This window comes from Actinomadura formosensis NBRC 14204, from assembly GCF_001552155.1.
GTDB classification, from domain to species: Bacteria; Actinomycetota; Actinomycetes; order Streptosporangiales; family Streptosporangiaceae; genus Spirillospora; species Spirillospora formosensis.
Genome location: NZ_BCQQ01000139.1, coordinates 1 through 17,359, shown reverse-complemented (window position 1 = coordinate 17,359; position 17,359 = coordinate 1). Strand labels below are relative to the sequence as shown.

General features: G+C 73.0%; 17 protein-coding genes. 5 read left to right on the top strand and 12 right to left on the bottom strand.

Annotated elements, in window-relative coordinates:
- Window positions 1-4: 4 nt before the first annotated feature.
- From AF1_RS27525 to AF1_RS27510, 4 genes are all read right to left on the bottom strand, one after another.
- Window positions 5-1,315: an FAD-dependent oxidoreductase gene (locus tag AF1_RS27525; protein WP_067805543.1), complete on the bottom strand. Its 1,311-nt coding sequence runs from the start codon at window positions 1,313-1,315 to the stop codon at window positions 5-7.
- Window positions 1,305-2,105 carry a tryptophan 2,3-dioxygenase gene (locus tag AF1_RS27520; protein ID WP_067805540.1) on the bottom strand — a complete coding sequence of 267 codons (801 nt, stop codon included), beginning with the start codon at window positions 2,103-2,105 and terminating at the stop codon, window positions 1,305-1,307. The genes AF1_RS27525 and AF1_RS27520 overlap by 11 nt, the downstream gene beginning before the upstream one ends.
- 89 nt (window positions 2,106-2,194) lie before the next feature.
- Window positions 2,195-2,557: an HAD family hydrolase gene (locus tag AF1_RS27515; protein WP_067805537.1), complete on the bottom strand. Its 363-nt coding sequence runs from the start codon at window positions 2,555-2,557 to the stop codon at window positions 2,195-2,197.
- Window positions 2,558-2,579: 22 nt separating this feature from the next.
- Window positions 2,580-3,110, bottom strand: coding sequence for a MarR family transcriptional regulator (locus tag AF1_RS27510; protein ID WP_242608646.1), 531 nt, complete (start codon window positions 3,108-3,110; stop codon window positions 2,580-2,582).
- Window positions 3,111-3,154: 44 nt separating this feature from the next.
- Between AF1_RS27510 and icmF the strand changes: the two genes are divergently transcribed.
- On the top strand, window positions 3,155-6,382 hold the full coding sequence (gene icmF, locus AF1_RS27505) for a fused isobutyryl-CoA mutase/GTPase IcmF (protein WP_242608645.1): 3,228 nt from the start codon (window positions 3,155-3,157) through the stop codon (window positions 6,380-6,382).
- A 157-nt stretch (window positions 6,383-6,539) separates the two neighbouring features.
- Window positions 6,540-7,310 carry a helical backbone metal receptor gene (locus AF1_RS27500; RefSeq protein ID WP_067805532.1) on the top strand — a complete coding sequence of 257 codons (771 nt, stop codon included), beginning with the start codon at window positions 6,540-6,542 and terminating at the stop codon, window positions 7,308-7,310.
- On the opposite strand, the gene AF1_RS27495 is transcribed toward AF1_RS27500, so the two are convergent.
- From AF1_RS27495 to AF1_RS27485, 4 genes are all read right to left on the bottom strand, one after another.
- Window positions 7,307-7,897, bottom strand: a complete 591-nt coding sequence (locus AF1_RS27495) for a TetR/AcrR family transcriptional regulator (protein WP_067805529.1) — start codon at window positions 7,895-7,897, stop codon at window positions 7,307-7,309. The two genes, AF1_RS27500 and AF1_RS27495, sit on opposite strands and share 4 nt — an antisense overlap.
- The gene (locus tag AF1_RS34855) at window positions 7,881-8,018 is read right to left on the bottom strand and encodes an SDR family oxidoreductase (RefSeq protein WP_131732432.1); all 138 of its coding nucleotides are present in this window, start codon (window positions 8,016-8,018) and stop codon (window positions 7,881-7,883) included. The genes AF1_RS27495 and AF1_RS34855 overlap by 17 nt, the downstream gene beginning before the upstream one ends.
- A gap of 15 nt (window positions 8,019-8,033) precedes the next feature.
- Window positions 8,034-9,185, bottom strand: coding sequence for an acyl-CoA dehydrogenase family protein (locus tag AF1_RS27490; RefSeq protein ID WP_067805525.1), 1,152 nt, complete (start codon window positions 9,183-9,185; stop codon window positions 8,034-8,036).
- A 450-nt stretch (window positions 9,186-9,635) separates the two neighbouring features.
- The gene (locus AF1_RS27485) at window positions 9,636-9,989 is read right to left on the bottom strand and encodes a DUF3099 domain-containing protein (RefSeq protein WP_084263399.1); all 354 of its coding nucleotides are present in this window, start codon (window positions 9,987-9,989) and stop codon (window positions 9,636-9,638) included.
- A gap of 64 nt (window positions 9,990-10,053) precedes the next feature.
- Between AF1_RS27485 and AF1_RS27480 the strand changes: the two genes are divergently transcribed.
- Complete coding sequence (locus tag AF1_RS27480) at window positions 10,054-10,266, top strand: dodecin (RefSeq protein ID WP_067805523.1); 213 nt, start codon at window positions 10,054-10,056, stop codon at window positions 10,264-10,266.
- Between the two features lie 55 nt (window positions 10,267-10,321).
- On the opposite strand, the gene AF1_RS27475 is transcribed toward AF1_RS27480, so the two are convergent.
- Together AF1_RS27475 and AF1_RS27470 are read right to left on the bottom strand one after the other, a co-directional pair.
- Window positions 10,322-11,719, bottom strand: a complete 1,398-nt coding sequence (locus tag AF1_RS27475) for a metallopeptidase TldD-related protein (RefSeq protein ID WP_067805556.1) — start codon at window positions 11,717-11,719, stop codon at window positions 10,322-10,324.
- A 5-nt stretch (window positions 11,720-11,724) separates the two neighbouring features.
- On the bottom strand, window positions 11,725-13,224 hold the full coding sequence (locus tag AF1_RS27470) for a TldD/PmbA family protein (RefSeq protein ID WP_067805520.1): 1,500 nt from the start codon (window positions 13,222-13,224) through the stop codon (window positions 11,725-11,727).
- Window positions 13,225-13,383: 159 nt separating this feature from the next.
- On the opposite strand from AF1_RS27470, the gene AF1_RS27465 reads away from it, so the two are divergent.
- Both AF1_RS27465 and fabI read left to right on the top strand, forming a co-directional pair.
- Complete coding sequence (locus AF1_RS27465; RefSeq protein WP_067805552.1) at window positions 13,384-14,088, top strand: beta-ketoacyl-ACP reductase; 705 nt, start codon at window positions 13,384-13,386, stop codon at window positions 14,086-14,088.
- Between the two features lie 5 nt (window positions 14,089-14,093).
- Window positions 14,094-14,879: an enoyl-ACP reductase FabI gene (gene fabI, locus AF1_RS27460; RefSeq protein ID WP_174548900.1), complete on the top strand. Its 786-nt coding sequence runs from the start codon at window positions 14,094-14,096 to the stop codon at window positions 14,877-14,879.
- A 111-nt stretch (window positions 14,880-14,990) separates the two neighbouring features.
- On the opposite strand, the gene AF1_RS27455 is transcribed toward fabI, so the two are convergent.
- Window positions 14,991-15,638, bottom strand: a complete 648-nt coding sequence (locus tag AF1_RS27455; RefSeq protein ID WP_067805517.1) for a hypothetical protein — start codon at window positions 15,636-15,638, stop codon at window positions 14,991-14,993.
- A 104-nt stretch (window positions 15,639-15,742) separates the two neighbouring features.
- Window positions 15,743-17,359, bottom strand: a 1,617-nt coding sequence (locus AF1_RS27450; RefSeq protein WP_067805513.1) for a helix-hairpin-helix domain-containing protein, incomplete at its 5' end; no start/stop codon positions are given.

Genomic DNA, 17,359 nt, shown 5'->3' with positions numbered 1-17,359 from the left:
GCCGTTACCGCCGCCCGCGCCGCGCGGCGCGCAGCGCCAGGCCGAGGGCGGCCGCGCCGCCCGCGATCGCGGCGCCGAGAACCCGGTTCTGCCGCCTGATGCGGGCCGGGATCTCCGCGTACGGCATCGTCGAGAACGACACCAGTTCGTAGCGGGAGACGTAGCGTCCCGCGAGGCGCCGCTCCAGCGCGTGCGTCGCCGCCCGCTTCGCCCGGTACACCGGGGACGACACCCGGTCGCGCATCTCGATGAAGTTGTCGAGCGCCATCTCGGCGATCGCGTCGGTGCTGGCCTTGCGCCGCTCCTGGTAGAGCGACAGTGCGCGCCGCCAGTCGCCGCCGGCCTCGGTCAGGCACCGGTCGATCTCGATGCAGTCCTCGAACGCGCAGTTCGCGCCCTGCCCGAAGAACGGGACGATGGCGTGCGCGGCGTCGCCGAGCAGCGCCACGACCGCTCCTTCGCCGTACCGCGTCCACGGCCAGCACCGGACGGTCACCAGCGACCCGACCGGGTTGTGCGCGTAGTCGCCGGTCAGATCCGGCATCAGGTCCACGACGTCCGGATAGTGCTCGCGGAAGCAGGCGGTGACCTTCTCGGGGGTGTCGAGCGCGTCGAAGTCGCCCTTCGGCCAGAACAGCGTGCAGGTGAACGACCGGTCCAGGTTCGGCAGCGCGATCATCATCGAGGTGCCGCGCGGCCAGATGTGCAGCGCGTCCGGGTCGAGCGCGAACTCGCCGTCCCTCGGCGGGACGGTCAGCTCCTTGTACCCGTGCTCCAGGAAGTCGGCGTCGTGCTCGAACCCCAGCGAGCGGCGGACGGCGCTGTAGGCCCCGTCCCCGGCCAGGACGACGCCGGCGGGCTCGGGGTCGGCGCCCTCCAGCAGGATCGCGCCGGCCTCGGCGTCCACGCCGGTGACGCGCTGGGAGAACCGGAGCGTGACGCCCGGTGTGGCTTCGGCGGCCTCCAGCAGCGACCGGTTCAGCTCGGCGCGGCCGATGGAGTTGATGGCGCGTTCCCGGTCCGCGCTGTAGGGCTGGAAGTTCTGCGCGCCCGGAAGGGGATGCACCATCCGCCCGTGCATGGGCAGCGCCTGTTTGAGCGACTGGTCGCGCAGGCCGACCTGCTCCAGCGCGGCGAGGCCGCGTGCCGAGATCGCCAGGTTGATGGAGCGCCCGCGTTCGGCGCCCGCGACGCGGGGGTCGGGGCGCCGCTCGTACACCGTCACCGGGATGCCGCGGCGGCCCAGCAGCACCGCCAGCAGGCAGCCCGCCAGGCCCGCGCCGACGACCGCGACCCGCTCGCCGTCACCCGCCATCGACGGGAACCTCCTCGGTCTGCGACCGGACCTCCCAGAGGTCGGGGAAGGCGGGGGCGAACAGTGTCCGGCGCAGGTAGTCGGCGCCCGCCGAGCCGCCGGTGCCGATCTTCGCGCCGATCGTCCGCTCGACCATCTTCAGATGCCGGTACCGCCACTCCTGGACGCCCTCGTCCACGTCGACGAGCGACTCGCAGACCTCGGCGGCCGGCGCGGACTCGTCGGCGTAGACGGCGAGGAGGACCTTCTGGACGCCGGGGTCCGGCTCCCAGGGCGCGGACTTGTCACGGTCCAGCACCTCCCGCGGGACGGGGTACCCGTGCCCGGCGAGGTAGCGCAGCAGCGAGTCGAAGACCGACGGCCGGGCCACCGCCGCCCGCAGCCGCGCGTCGTCGCGCAGGTCCGAGACGGGGAACGCGCGCCGCCCGAGGACGGCCTCGATCTCGCGGAACTGGGCGCTCTGGAACCCGCTGGAGCTGCCGAGGACGGTGCGGAACGCGGCGAACTGCCGGGGCGTCATCGTCTCCAGCACGTCCAGCTGCCCGACCACGGTCTTGAGGATCTTGGCGATCCGGCGGGCGGTGTGCAGCGCCCCGGCGCTGTTGCCCTCCTCCAGCCGGCGCTGCAGCAGCTCGGCCTCGTGCAGGATCTGCTTGAACCAGAGCTCGTAGACCTGGTGGATGATCACGAAGAGCAGCTCGTCGTGCGCCCGGGTCTTCGGCTCCTGGCAGGACAGAAGGTCGTCGAGCCTGAGATAGCCGCCGTACGTCATCGCCGGAGAATCCGCCATCACGCCTCCTTGCGACATAACGGATGTATGCGCAGCATAAGGGATGCCTAAGATCGTGAAGGAGTTCGTGGGACGCGCCCGCTGAGCGATCACGGCGGTGTCCACCCGGGCCCCGCGGAGGCGAGCGCGGTGATGACGTCGGCGGGCCGGTAGGCCGTGTACGGGTGCTCGGACGCGGCGGCGACATGGTCGTCGAAGCACTCCAGGTCGCCGGGGGTGGCGAGCCTGCCCAGAAAGTGCGCCAGGACCACGGGGGTCGGGCCGAGGTGCCATGCCCCGATCAGCTGTGCGGTGGTCAGGCCAGGGCCGCCGAGGGCACGGATGGTCTCCACGTAGGCGCTCGGCACTGAGGCCATGGTGTCGAGGAGGGGGCCGTCCAGGTCGAACACCACCGCCCGGACACCGGGGGCACCACCCTCCGCGTCCGACCCGGTGGAGGCGGCATCGGTCATGTGGGCATCCCGTCCTCTCTGGTCAGGGGAGGTCGCCGGCGGTGGCGCGGACGGGGCGGAGGGCGGCGGTGATCTCGGCGGCCTGGGCGGCGGGGACGCCGGCGATGCCGAAGCCGGACTCGTTGAGGGCCTGGGTGGCCTCCTCGGCGAGGGCGCGGCCGGCCGGGGTGATGGTGGCCAGGACGACGCGGCGGTCGTCGGGGGAGGGGCCGCGGCCGACGAGCCCGCGCCGCTCCAGGCGTCCGATCACGTTGGTGACCGAGGCGGGATGCACCATGAGGCGGGCGCCCATCTTGCCCATGGGGAGGGTGCCGGTGCGGGTGAAGGCGAGCAGGCGCAGGGCCTCGTAGGCGGCGAACGTCAGCCCGTACGGCTTGAGGACGGCCTCGATGCGGCTCAGCAGAAGCTGCTGGGCGCGCATCACCGAGGTGACGGCCGCCATGTGGTCGGCGTGCTCGGGCCAGCGGGCGCTCCACTGGCGGTGGGCCTCGGCGATCGGGTCGGGGGTCTCGGGCACCGGACCACCGTATGCGGTCTTGACCTGCTCGCGCACGGAAACTATTTTAACTTCCAAATATTGGATGTCCAAGGTTTGGGGTGGAGACGGTGACGGGGGAACTGCACGCGCCGGTGCACCCGGTGCGGTTCGTGACGGCGGCGGCGTTGTTCGACGGGCATGACGCGGCCATCAACATCATGCGGCGCATCCTGCAGTCCCAGGGCGCCGAGGTGGTGCACCTCGGGCACGACCGGTCGGTCCGCGAGGTCGTCGACGCCGTCCTTGAGGAGGACGCGCAGGGCGTGGCGATCAGCTCCTACCAGGGCGGCCACGTCGAGTACTTCGAGTACCTGTCGCGCAGCCTCAAGGAGGCCGGCGCCGAGCACGTGAAGGTGTTCGGCGGGGGCGGCGGCGTGATCGTCCACGAGGAGATCGCGCGGCTGTCCGGATCGGGCGTGCGGATCTTCTCGCCGGAGGACGGGCAGCGGCTCGGCCTGCCGGGCATGATCAACGAGCTGGTGCGCGCGTGCGACGTGGACCTCGCCGCCGAGCCCGTCCCCGCGGCGGACGTGCTGGCGGGGGATCGGCGCGCCCTGGCGCGGGCCATCACCTGCCTGCAGGCCGGCGGCCTGCCGGACGCCGACCGGGCGCGGCTCGCCGAGGAGGCCGGCGGGCGGCGCGTCCCCGTGCTGGGCATCACCGGCACGGGCGGCTCGGGGAAGTCGTCGCTGACCGATGAGCTGGTGCGGCGGCTCCGCGTCGATCAGCGGGACCGGCTGCGCGTCGCGGTGCTGGCCGTGGACCCGACCCGGCGGCGCGGCGGCGGCGCGCTGCTCGGCGACCGGATCAGGATGAACTCCCTGGACGGCGAGCACGTGTACTTCCGCTCGCTCGCGACACGCGGCGCGCGGGAACTGCCGGAGAACATCGAGGACATCATCACCGCCTGCAAGGCCGCCGGGTTCGACCTGGTCGTCCTGGAGACGCCCGGCATCGGGCAGGGCGACGCCGCGATCGTCCCGCTGGTGGACGTGTCGCTGTATGTGATGACGCCGGAGTTCGGCGCCGCGTCCCAGCTGGAGAAGATCGACATGCTCGACTTCGCCGACGTGGTCGCGATCAACAAGTTCGAGCGGCGCGGCGCGGCGGACGCGCTGCGGGACGTGTCGCGCCAGCTCGTCCGCAACCGGGAGGCGTTCGGGCAGCGGCCCGAGGACATGCCCGTGTTCGGCACCAGCGCCGCCACCTTCAACGACGACGGTGTCACCGCGCTCTACCAGCACCTCGGCGGGCTGCTGGGGGAGCACGGGCTGCAGTTGCGGGACGGCGTCCTGCCGGAGGTCGCGACGAAGGTGTCCACGGGCGCCGCCACGGTGATCCCGCCCGGCCGGGTGCGGTACCTGTCCGACATCGCCGAGACCGTGCGCGCCTACCACGCCGGCACGGTGAAGCAGGTCGAGGCGGTGCGCCGCGTCCAGCGGCTGGAGGAGGTGCGCGCCGAGCTGACGGACGCGGCCGAGGTCGAGGGGCTGCTGGAGAAGGCGCGCCGCGACGTCGATCCGGGGAACGCGGAGCTGGTCGCGGGCTGGCCGGCCGTCGTGGAGTCCTACTCCGGCGACGAGCAGGTCGTGAAGATCCGCGACAGGGAGCTGCGCACCAGGCTGACCCGCGAGTCCCTGTCGGGCAGCCGCATCCCGCGCGTCGCGCTGCCGCGCTACACCGACCACGGTGAGCTGCTGCGGTTCCTGCGGAACGAGAACCTGCCCGGCGGGTTCCCGTTCACCGCGGGGGTGTTCCCCTTCAAGCGCGACAACGAGGACCCGGCCCGCATGTTCGCCGGCGAGGGCGACCCGTTCCGCACCAACCGCCGCTTCAAGCTGCTGTCGGAGGGGCAGCCCGCGACCCGGCTGTCCACCGCGTTCGACTCGGTCACCCTCTACGGACGCGACCCGGACGAGCGTCCCGACGTGTACGGCAAGGTCGGCACGTCCGGGGTGTCGATCGCCACGCTGGACGACATGAAGGTGCTCTACGACGGGTTCGACCTGTCGTCGCCCACCACGTCGGTGTCGATGACCATCAACGGTCCCGCGCCCACGATCCTGGCGTTCTTCCTCAATACCGCCATCGACCAGGGGCTGGACGCCTTCCGTGCGGAGCACGGGCGCGAGCCGTCCGAGGAGGAGGCCGCCGGGATCCGCGCGCGCGTGCTGTCGACCGTGCGCGGCACCGTGCAGGCCGACATCCTCAAGGAGGACCAGGGGCAGAACACCTGCATCTTCTCCACCGAGTTCTCCCTGCGGATGATGGGCGACATCCAGGAGTGGTTCATCGCCAACGGCGTCCGCAACTTCTACTCGGTGTCGATCTCCGGCTACCACATCGCCGAAGCCGGGGCCAATCCCATCAGCCAGCTCGCGTTCACGCTCGCGAACGGGTTCACCTACGTCGAGTCCTACCTGGCGCGCGGCATGGACATCGACGACTTCGCGCCCAACCTGTCGTTCTTCTTCTCCAACGGCATGGACCCCGAGTACAACGTGCTCGGACGTGTGGCCCGCCGCATCTGGGCCGTGGCCATGCGCGACCGGTACGGCGCCAACGAGCGCAGCCAGAAGCTCAAGTACCACGTGCAGACGTCGGGACGTTCCCTGCACGCGCAGGAGATGCACTTCAACGACATCCGCACGACGTTGCAGGCGCTCATCGCGATCTACGACAACTGCAACAGCCTGCACACCAACGCCTATGACGAGGCCGTGACGACGCCGACGGCCGAGTCGGTGCGGCGGGCGCTGGCCATCCAGCTCATCATCAACCGCGAGTGGGGCCTCGCGATGAACGAGAACCCGCTGCAGGGGTCGTTCATCATCGACGAGCTGACCGATCTGGTGGAGGAGGCGGTGCTGGCCGAGTTCGACCGGATCAGCGAGCGCGGCGGCGTGCTCGGCGCGATGGAGACCGGCTACCAGCGCGGCCGTATCCAGGACGAGTCGATGCTGTACGAGCAGCGCAAGCACGACGGCTCGCTGCCGATCATCGGCGTCAACACCTTCCGCCCGCCGGAGGCCGGCGACGGGACGCCGAAGACGATCGAGCTGGCCCGCGCCACCGAGGACGAGAAGCGTTCGCAGCTTGAGCGCGTCCACGGCTACCAGGACGCGTACCGGGAGGAGGCGCGGGCGGCGCTCGCCGCGCTCAAGGAGGCGGCGCGGGCCGGCGAGAACGTGTTCGCGGTGCTGATGGACGCGGCGCGCGTGTGCAGCCTCCAGCAGATCACCGACGCGTTCTTCGAGGTCGGCGGCCAGTACCGCCGCAACGTATGAGCGAAGCGAACCGGGGGGTGTGGGGGGTCGCCTCCCACAGGGAGCAGGGCATGAGCGAAGTGAGCCGGGGGGTGTGGGGGGTCGCCTCCCACAGGGAGCAGGGCATGAGCGAAGCGAACCGGGGGGCGTGGAGGGTCGTCCCCCACATGGAACCCGTATGAGCCCGCTGGACGACACCGGCCACCCGGTTCCGGTCCCGGACCGGGTGCGCCGCGTCGTGTCGATCGTCCCGTCCCTGACCGAGACGGTGGCGGTGTCGGCGCCGGGCCTGCTCGCCGGGGCCACCGACTGGTGCACCCGCCCCGAGGGCCTGGACGTGCCGCGTGTGCGCGGCACGAAGAACCCCGACCTGGAGCGGATCGCGGAGCTGCGGCCCGATGTCGTCCTCGGCAACACCGAGGAGAACCGCCCCGCCGACATCGAGGCGCTGCGCGCCGCCGGCGTCCCGGTGTGGATGACGGAGATCCGCACCGTCGGGGAGGCTCTGGCGTCGCTGCGCCGCATGCTCGCGGAGGCGTGCCGGATCCCGGTGCCGGGCTGGCTGGACGAGGCGGCCCGCGTCTGGCAGGACGTCACCCCGGGGCGGCGGCGCGCGGCCGTCATCCCGATCTGGCGGCGGCCGTGGATGGTCGTGGGCCGTGACACGTTCACCGGGGACGTCCTGTCCCGCCTCGGCGTGTCCAACGTTTACGCCGGCCACCCCGAGCGCTACCCGAAGATCCCGCTCGGCGAGCTGAACGCCGCGGGCGCCGACCTCGCCGTCCTGCCGGACGAGCCGTACCGGTTCACCAAGGACGACGGCCCCGAGGCGTTCCCCGGCCTGGACGTCGCCCTCGTCAGCGGACGTCATCTCACCTGGTACGGCCCGTCGCTGGTCGAGGCTCCCGCGGCCCTGTCCCGGCGGCTCGACGCGGCCCGCGCCTACTAGCCGGGGCGGCGGCCGAACATGGCCTCCAGGCAGCCGGCCATGCGCTTGTCCAGTTCCCCGGCGGGCAGGCCGATCTCCCGTGCGAGATGCTCGCGCAGCAGCGTGTATCCGTAGATCGTGGACGCGATCGCCGCCTGCACGGCCTCGACGTCCTCGACCGGCAGCTCGCCCCGCGCGGCCTCCTCGGCGAGTTCCGCGCGGCCCGCGCCCCGGTTCAGCAGGACGCGGGGCCGGTCGTCGCCGTCCAGCACCAGCAGTGTCGCCAGCCGGACCGGTTCGGGGTTGCGCAGGCTCGTCCAGAACAGCCGGGCCAGCCGGCGGCGCAGCGGCGGCCCGGCCGCGTCCACCGCGTCCTCGGCGTTCGGCCGGGACCGGTGGAACAGCGCCGAGCGCAGCAGTGCCCGGCGGGACCCGAAGTACTGGTAGACCAGCCCGCGGTTGACGCCGGCCTCGTCGGCGACCTGCCGCAGGTTCAGCCCGGCGAGGACGCCGCCGCGGCGCAGCAGCGCGACCGCCGCGGCCCGCAGCGCTTCTTCGGTGGCGTCCCGGTCCCGGCCGCGGGCCGCCCCCTCACCCGCGCGGACCACCGGCCACGTGGGGCACCTGGCCGGACACGAACGAGGCGTCGCCGTTCATCAGGAACGCGGCCGTCCCCGCGATGTCCTCGGGGACGCCGGCGCGCCGCACGGCGATCGGGGTGCCGGCCATGTCCGCTCCCTTCCGTCAGACCTGGATGTCCTTGGCGATGATGGTCTTCAGCACCTCGCTGGTGCCGCCGTAGATGCGGGTGACGCGGGCGTCGGCGTACAGGCGCGCGATCGGGTACTCCAGGATGTAGCCGTATCCGCCGTGCAGTTGCAGGCACTTGTCGACGACGCGGGCCTGCACCTCGGTGCAGAACAGCTTGCAGACGGCGGCGTCGGCGGGGGTGAGCTCCCCGGCGTCCAGTGCCTCGATGCAGCGGTCGACGAGGGAGCGGGCCGCCTCGACCTCGGTGGCGCACTCGGCGAGGACGAACTTGGTGTTCTGGAACGACGAGACGCTCTTGCCGAAGACGGTGCGTTCCCGCACGTACCTGCGGGCGAACTCGACCGCCGCGGCGGCCGACGCGTACGAGCTGGTGGCGATGCCGAGGCGTTCCTCGGCCAGGTTGTGGGTGAGGTATTCGAAGCCGCGGCCCTCCTCGCCGAGGAGGTCCTCGACCGGCACCCGGACGTCGGTGAACGACAGTTCGGCGGTGTCGGAGCTGCGCAGCCCGATCTTCTCCAGCTTGCGGCCGACCGCGTAGCCCTCGCTCCTGGTGTCGACGGCGAGGATCGACAGCCCGGCGCGGCGGTTGTCCGGTGTGGCGGGGGACGTGCGGGCCACCACCAGCATCCGGTCGGCGAGGACGCCGCCGGTGATGAACGTCTTGGCGCCGTTCAGGACGTAGTGGTCGCCGTCGCGTTTCGCCGTGGTCTGGATGCCGGCGAGGTCGGAGCCGGTGCCGGGCTCGGTCATCGCGATGGCCGTCATCATCTCGCCGGACACGAACGGCGGCAGCCAGCGCTTCTTCTGCTCCTCGCTGCCGTATTTCAGCAGGTAGGGCAGGACGAGGTTGACGTGCACGCCGTAGCCGCCGAAGCTCACCGCGGCGCGGGCGCACTCCTCGGAGATCACCGCCTGGTACTTGAAGCTGGTCTCGCCCGCGCCGCCGTACTCTTCGGGCACCTGGATGCCGAACACGCCCAGCTCGCCGAGCTTGGAGTAGAACTCGCGCGGAGGGTGGCCCGCGTTCTCCCAGTCGTCGTAGACCGGGGCGACCTCGGCCTCGATGAACGCCCGGATCGTGTCCCGGAACGCCTCATGGTCCTCGTTGAAAACGGTGCGGCGCACGCCGTGCCCCTCTCGCTGCGCAACTAGCGGAACGCTAACTTAACCCGAATGTAGTTCTAGAAACAACTACGAGAGTGTTCCGCCGGAGGGTGCGCGGCCGGCGCCGCCGTGCTCGCGCGCGGGCGGGCGGAAAGTTCGGGACGGCCGGGTTTCGGTTCGTGGCCGGAGCAGGCCAGCACCGGGTCTCGACGTTCTCGCGCGGATGTGCTTGGGCCCTGGGCGGGCGGTCAGGCGCGGGTCACGGGCGCGTCATGCGCCGGCCGGGGAAGTCCCAGGAGAGGACCCGGACATGGAAAAGCGGCGCCGGGTGGATACGGGGGCAATCCACCCGGCGCCGCATCATCGGTGTTCCGACGGGGGCCCGGAACACCGGCACGGGCGCTCCGACGGGGGACCAGAGCGCCGGTACAAATCGTACACCGAAACCCCCCGCGGTTAGTCAAGAGAACGTCACGACCCGATTTCCGGTCGCTGTCCGGAAACCGGCTTCTGGTCCGGCTCCCGGTCCCGCGACCCGTGGTCGTCGAAGACCGCCGCGGCGGTCGGCTCCCGCCCCCCGTTCGCGAAGATCACCGCGACGTAGGGGAGGAGGGCCGCCGCGACCACCATGAGCACCGCCAGCCACCACGGCGCGCCGGCGACCGCGGCCACGACGGCGCCGACGAAGCACGCCGTGCGCACTCCCATGGACATCAGGTACCTGCGCTGCCGGTAGCCGATGTCCTCCGACATGGGGCGGGGAGCGTCGGTGACCGTGTAGACCTCCGGCTCCCTGTGGTGGTGGCGGGGATTGACCTTCACCATTCCACGGTAAGCCCATGGAGTCCGACCTGCGACGGCAGTACGGGTCAAATATGGGAGGAACGGCATGACCGATCGCACGTACCGGGTGACGGAGATCGTGGGGACCTCCCCGGATTCCATCGACACCGCGATCCGCAACGGCGTCCGGCGCGCCTCGCAGACCCTCCGCCACCTGGACTGGTTCGAGGTGACCGAGGTGCGCGGCCGGATCGAGGACGGGGAGGTCGCCCACATCCAGGTCACGATGAAGGTCGGCTTCCGCCTGGAGGACGTCTGAGCGCCGTGCGGGGCCCCGTCCCCGGCCCGGGCCCCGCACGGCGGGTTCTGCGGCGTCAGGACGCCTGCGACACCGTCGACATGTTGAAGTCGGGGACGCGCAGGGCGGGCATGGCGGTGCGGGTGAAGTAGTCGGACCATTCACGCGGCAGCGTCGGCCCGGTCTCGCCGACCTCGGTGAGCCGCGACAGCAGGTCGACGGGACTCTCGTTGAACCGGAAGTTGTTCACCGCCCCGACGACCTCGCCGTCCTCGACGAGGTAGACGCCGTCGCGGGTGAGGCCGGTCAGCAGCAGGCTCTGCGGATCGACCTCGCGGATGTACCACAGGCACGTCAGCAGCAGCCCCCGCTCGGTGCGGGCGACCATCTCCGCCAGGGACGCGCCGCCGTCCGGCCCGGTCAGCGCCAGGTTGTCGACGGACGGGGACAGCGGCAGCCCGGTCCGCTCCGCCGAGTGCCGCGTCTGGGTGAGGGAGGTGAGCGTCCCCTCCCGGATCCAGTCGGTGGCGCCGAGCGGGAGGCCGTTGTCGAACACCGACGCCTCGCGGCTGGAGGCGTGCGCGATGACGAACGGGGCGCACTCCATCCCGGCGGCGGCCGGGTCGCTGGACAGCGTGACGGGCAGGTTCGCGAGCCGCTCGCCGACGCGGGTGCCGCCGCCGGGGGCGCTGAACACCGTCCGGCCGTCCTGGGCGTCCTGTGCGCCCGCCGACCAGTACAGGTAGATCATCAGGTCGGCGACCGCGGACGGCGGCAGGATCGTCTCGTAGCGTCCGGCGGGCAGGTCGACGCGCCGCTCGCCCCACTCCAGCCGCCGGGCGAGGTCGCCGGTGAGGGCGGGGACGTCGACATCGGTGAAGTCGCGGGTGCCGACGCCCGCCCACGCCGAGCCGCCCGCGCCCTTGGCGTTCAGCTCCAGCAGCCCGGTCGGCTGGTCGTGCCGCAGCCGCAGCCCCGCGGAACTGCCGAGGAACGTCGAGGTCAGCATGTGGTTGGCGAACCCGTACAGGCGCCGGTCGCCGGCCTGCGCGGCGGCGAACGCCTCGCCGAGCGCGGGCGCGAACCCCTCGAACACGCCGATGCCGGTCTCGGCCGGGTCGTCCTCCCACTCCGGCGCCCCGGCGGGCCGCCCGGCCCCCGGCGGCCCCTGCGTGATCAGTGGCCGGGCGTCCTCGGCGGGCTCGTTGCCGGCGGCGTCGGCCTCGGCGGCGCGCACCAGGTCCTCGATGCCGTCCGCGCCGACCGCCGACCGCGACACCACGCCGGCCGCGACGCCGCCGGCGGTGTGGCGCAGCGCGATGACCGTGAGGCGGTTGGAGCGGGTCACGCCGTTGGTGGTGAGGGTGTTGCCCGCCCACCGCAGGTTCGCGGTGCTCGCCTCGTCGGCGATGACGATGCAGTCGTCCGCGCGGGACAGCGACAGGGCCCGCTCGACGGCCTCCTGCGGCCTGATCGCGTTCACTGGCCGGCCTCCTTCAGCGTGTTGAGGATGTTGACGCCGCGGAACAGCGCGGACGGGCAGCCGTGGCTGACCGGCGCGATCTGCCCCGGCTGGCCCTTGCCGCAGTTGAACGCGCCGCCGAGCACGTACGTCTGCGGGCCGCCGACGGCCTCCATCGAGTTCCAGAAGTCGGTCGTGGTGGCCTGGTAGGCGACGTCGCGGAGCTGCCCGGCGAGCCGCCCGTTCTCGATCTTGTAGAAGCGCTGCCCGGTGAACTGGAAGTTGTACCGCTGCATGTCGATCGACCAGCTCTTGTCGCCGACGATGTAGACGCCGCGCTCCACGCCGGAGATCAGCTCGTCGGTGGACGGGCCGTCCTCGGCGGGCCTGAGCGACACGTTCGCCATCCGCTGGATGGGCATGCTGGACGCCGCGTCGGCGAACGCGCACCCGTTGGAGCGTTCGGCGCCGGTGAGCCGGGCGATGCGCCGGTCGGTCTGGTACCCGGTGAACAGGCCCTCGGTGACGATGTCGAACGACCGGGTCCGCACGCCCTCGTCGTCGTAGCCGATGGTGGCCAGGCCGTGCTCGGCGGTGCGGTCCCCGGTGATGTTCATGACCTTGGAGCCGTACTGCAGCGTGCCGAGCTTGTCGGGGGTGGCGAACGAGGTGCCCGCATAGGCGGCCTCGTAGCCGAGCGCCCGGTCCAGCTCGGTGGCGTGCCCGATCGACTCGTGGATCGTCAGCCACAGGTTGGACGGGTCGATGACCACGTCGTACACGCCCGGCTCGACCGACGGCGCGGCGAGCTTCTCGGCGAGCAGTTCGGGGATGCGGGCCAGTTCGCCGTCCCAGTCCCAGTGCTTGCCCGACAGCCACTCCCATCCGTATCCGGCGGGCGGCGCCAGCGTCCGCATCGTGTCGAACTGGCCGCCGGCGAGGCCGACGGCGGTCACGGCCGGGTGCAGCCGGACCCGCTGCTGGGTGGTGACCGTCCCGGCGAGGTCGGCGAAGAACTTGTTCTCCTTGACCTGCAGCAGCGTCGCGTCCACGTGGTCGACGCGGTCGTCGCCGAGCAGCCGGCGGCTCCACCCGGCCAGCAGCGCGACCTTGTCGCCGGTCGGCACCTCGAACGGGTCGGTCTCGTACGCCGAGACCCAGGTGCGCTCGCCGTGCACGGGTTCGGGGGCCAGTTCGATGGGCTCGCGGTTGACGGGCCTGGCGACCACCGCGACCTCGACGGCCTGCGCGGCGACGCGCGCGGCCCCCTCGGGCGTCAGGTCGATGCCGGCGGCGAAGCCCCAGGTGCCGTCTTTGACGACCCGCACGGACAGGCCGACGTCGTCGGCGTCCAGCGCGGTCTCCAGGGCGGCGTCGTGCAGGCGGAGCGTTTGGCTGCGGATGCGTTCCAGGCGGAAGTCGGCGTGCTCGGCGCCCAGCTCCCGGGCCCGGGTGAGGGCCGCGTCGGCCAGTGCGCGGAGCGGCAGCGCGGTGAAGGCGGGATCGATGTCATGCACCCTCCGCAACCTACCCGCCGGGCCGCGCGGGGGGCGGCGAACAAACCGGGTGGGCGGATCTTGTCGGATCGGCACATCCGTGCGGCGCCTTCCAGGCCGCTATCGTCGTGCCGAAGCCACCTGAGCATGTACGAGCATGTAGTCGACGAGAGGGTCGTGATGAGTCGCTCTGTCCTCGTGACCGGCGGTAACCGGGGCATCGGCCTGGCCATCGCCCGCGAGCTGTCCGCGGCGGGCGACGCGGTCGCCGTCACCTACCGGTCGGGCGAGCCCCCCGAGGGCCTGTTCGGCGTCCGGTGCGACGTGACGGACGCCGAGGACGTCGACACCGCGTTCAGCAAGGTGGAGGCCGAGCAGGGCCCGGTCGAGGTCGTCGTCGCCAACGCCGGGATCACCAAGGACACGCTCCTGGCGATCATGAGCGAGGAGTCGTTCACCTCGGTGCTCGACACCAACCTGACCGGTGCGTTCCGGGTGGCCAAGCGCGCGGTGAAGGGCATGATGCGCAAGCGCGGCGGGCGGATCGTGCTGGTGTCGTCGGTCGTGGGGCTGATGGGCTCGCCGGGGCAGTCCAACTACGCCGCGTCCAAGGCGGGCATGGTCGGGTTCGCCCGCTCCCTGGCCCGCGAGCTCGGCTCGCGCAACATCACGGTGAACGTGGTGGCGCCCGGGTTCGTCGACACCGACATGACGGCGGTGCTGAGCGAGGACCAGCACAAGGCCATCACCGCCGCGGTCCCGCTCGGGCGGATCGCGCGACCGGAGGAGATCGCGAAGGCGGTGCGGTTCGTCGCGAGCGAGGACGCCGCCTACATCACCGGGGCCGTGATCCCGGTCGACGGCGGACTGGGAATGGGGCACTGACGATCATGGGAATCCTCGAAGGCAAGCGCATCCTGGTGACCGGCGTCCTCACCGACGCCTCCATCGGCTTCCACGTCGCGCGGATCGCGCAGGAGCAGGGCGCCGAGGTCGCCCTGACGGCCTACCCGCGTCCGACGCTCACCCAGCGGACCGCCAAGCGGCTCCCGTCCGGCCCGGACGCGCCGCCGCCGGTCATCGAGCTGGACGTGATGAGCACCGAGCAGCTCGGCGCCCTGGCGGGCAACCTGCGCGAGCACGGCTTCGACCACCTCGACGGCGTCGTCCACGCGATCGGGTTCGCGCCGCAGACCGCGCTCGGCGGCAACTTCCTCGACACGCCGTGGGAGGACGTGGCGACCGCCGTGCACGCCTCGGCGTACTCGCTGAAGTCGCTGACGATGGCGTGCCTGCCGCTGATGAAGGACGGCGGCGCGGTCGTCGGCCTCGACTTCGACGCCACCAAGGCGTGGCCGGTGTACGACTGGATGGGCGTGGCGAAGGCGGGCCTGGAGTCGTGCGCCCGCTACCTGGCCAAGTACCTGGGCCCGCAGGGCATCCGGGTGAACCTCGTCGCGGCCGGCCCGCTGGCGACCATGGCGGCCAAGAGCATCCCCGGTTTCGAGGGCATGACGGAGCTGTGGCCGCAGGCGGCCCCGCTCGGCTGGGACGTCAAGGACAGCGAGCCCACCGCACGCGCCTGCGCGGCCCTGCTGTCGGACTGGTTCCCCGCGACCAGCGGCGAGATCGTCCACGTCGACGGCGGCCTGCACGCCATCGGCGCCGTGTGCTGATCCGCTGCCGGTCCGCGGCGCCCGCCGGCGCCGTCCGCTGACGCGCAGAGGCCCCTCCCGTCTCCGGGAGGGGCCTCCGGCCGTTGTGGCGGCCGGATCAGCGCGGCCCGGTCAGCGGGTGGTCCGGCGGCGGCGCAGGGCGCGGCCGGCGACGCTGAGGTTGAGGGCGCCGGCGGCGCCCGCCGCGCCCGCGGCCGCGGCCACCAGGAGCATCTGCCGGTTGTCCTCGCCGGAGTCGGCGACGGGGGAGATGAGGCGCGTCTGCGGCATGGCGGCGGTGCCGCCGGGGGAGTTCTGGTGGGCGTTCGGGCCGGCGGCGATCTCCGGGGTGGGCAGCACGCCGGGCAGCCCGGACGCGCCGGCCGGGGCCTCACCGGAGTACGGTTTGAGCCCGTCGCCGCCGGTCATGGGGGCCGGCCCGGAGGGTGCCGCGCCCCGGCCACCGCCCGGGAGGCCGGAGGGGGTGCGCGGCGCCTTCGCCGGGGCCCTGACCGGCCGCTGCGTGGTCCTCTTCGTCTTGTTCTCGCCGGTCTTCCTCGGGGTGGGCTTCGGCGTCGGCGCTGGGCTCTTCGGGGTGAGCGCGTCGCGCAGGTTGCCGAGGTTGCACTTCCAGTTCTCGACCGTGCTCTCGGGGTCGACGCCCTTTCGGCACGTCTCCGCCGCCGCGGCCTCGCCCGCGGGGGCGGCGAGCACGAGGACGAGCGCGCCCGCCGAGACCGCCGCCGAAGCCGAACCGAGCCGCCTGAGCCGCTGGGGCATGTCGCTCCTCCACCTGCACCGATGCCTGACCCTTGTTGACATCGTGTCCCATACGGGGGCGTGCGTAAACCGCGACACGAAGGTTTCTTTACCTTGTCACGGCCTCACTGGATCACCAGGGTCGCGAGCCGGGTGCGCCGCGCGGGTGCCCCGCCCTCGCGGACGGCCCTGGCCAGGGCCGGGCCGGCGGCCTGGACGACCGACAGGTGCCGGTGCGCCAGCCCGAACGCGGTGGCCACCAGCGGTCGTGACAGCCCCTCGGCGGACAGCACCGCGACGACGGCGGGCCGGCGTGTCCCGCGTGCCTGCGCGACGGTCACCGCCCAGCCGTGCCGCAGCCGGGACGCCTCCGCCGGGGCGATGACGGCCGGGCCCGCGGGGAACGCGACCTCCAGGCCGTGCGGGCCGCCGCCGGTCACCACGCCCGTCTCGCCGAGCGGGGCGTGCGGGAGCGGCCCGGCGACGACCACCCGGTCGCCGGGGTCCATGCCGCCGAACGCGCCGGGGCCGGGGTTCAGCCGGGCCTTGAGCGCCGCGTTGAGCGCGCCGGTGCCCGCCTCGCCGCCCGTCGCCGACGCGACGACCTGGACGTCCTCGACCGGGATGCCGAGCGCGCGCGGAATCGAGTCGGTGACGAGCTGGACGGCCCGGTGCACCGCCTCGCCGGCGCCGGCGGCGGGCACGATGACGACCTCGCGGCCGGGCGCGTCCACGGCCGCCAGGTCGCCGCCGCGCACCGCCTCGGTCAGCGCGCCGAGCGGATCGGCGGGCGGCGCGGCGTCCAGCGCGATGACGGGGACGCTCTCGGACGCCTCCAGGTCGTCCAGCGGGCGCCCGGGCCCGGCGGGCGGCGCGGCGCCCGGCTCGGCGCACAGCACGAGATGGGCGCCGTCCGGGCACGCCTCCACCAGTACCGCGCACAGCTCGACGTCGAGCCCGGACGCATCCGCCACGATGACCAGGTCGAGGTCGAAGGGGCGCTGCTCGCCGCGCCCGTAGACGACGGCGCCGGGCGCGGCGGCCGGGTCGTCGCGGGGCTCCAGCAGCCGGTGCAGGCTGGCGACCTCGACCCCGTCGGGGGCGGGCAGCGCCGCGGCGGCACGGTCGGTGGGCGCGGCGATCGCCGTGCGCAGGCCCTGGCCCGCGGCGGCGCCGGCGATGCCGAGGACGGCCCGCGCGAGATCGCCCGGGGTTCCGCGCAGGACGCTCACCCCGGTGCGGAGCGCGGCGGTGAGCGCGAGGGACCGGTCCTCGGGCAGCCCGTCCCGCAGGGCCTTCACGGCCGTGTCCTCCAGCAGCGGCACGGCGGTCAGCGTGAGCCGCTGGAACCCCTCGGCGGCGGCCTCCTCCGCGAGCGCCCACCGCGCGGGGCCGAGCCTTTCCTCCGGCTCCTGCGGCTCGGCGTCCTCGTCGAACGCCTCCTCGTCGAACCCGGGTTCCTCGGTGAGGGAGAGGACCTCCGCCTCGTCCAGCGCCGCCTCCACGGCCCCCCGGGGATCGGGGACGTGCATCTGCTCCAGCGCGGCCAGCACGTCGGCGGCGGGTGTGACCGTGTGCCCGCCGCGCGCCGCCTCGGTCAGCACGTGCAGGACGAGGGCGCGCCCGCGCCGGGGATCATCGGGGCGGGCGTCCGGCCCGAGGACGGCGCGCGCGAAGTGGTCGGCCTGCGCGGGCCGGACGCCGGGAACCCGCAGCAGCCGCCACGGGTCGGCGCGCAGCGG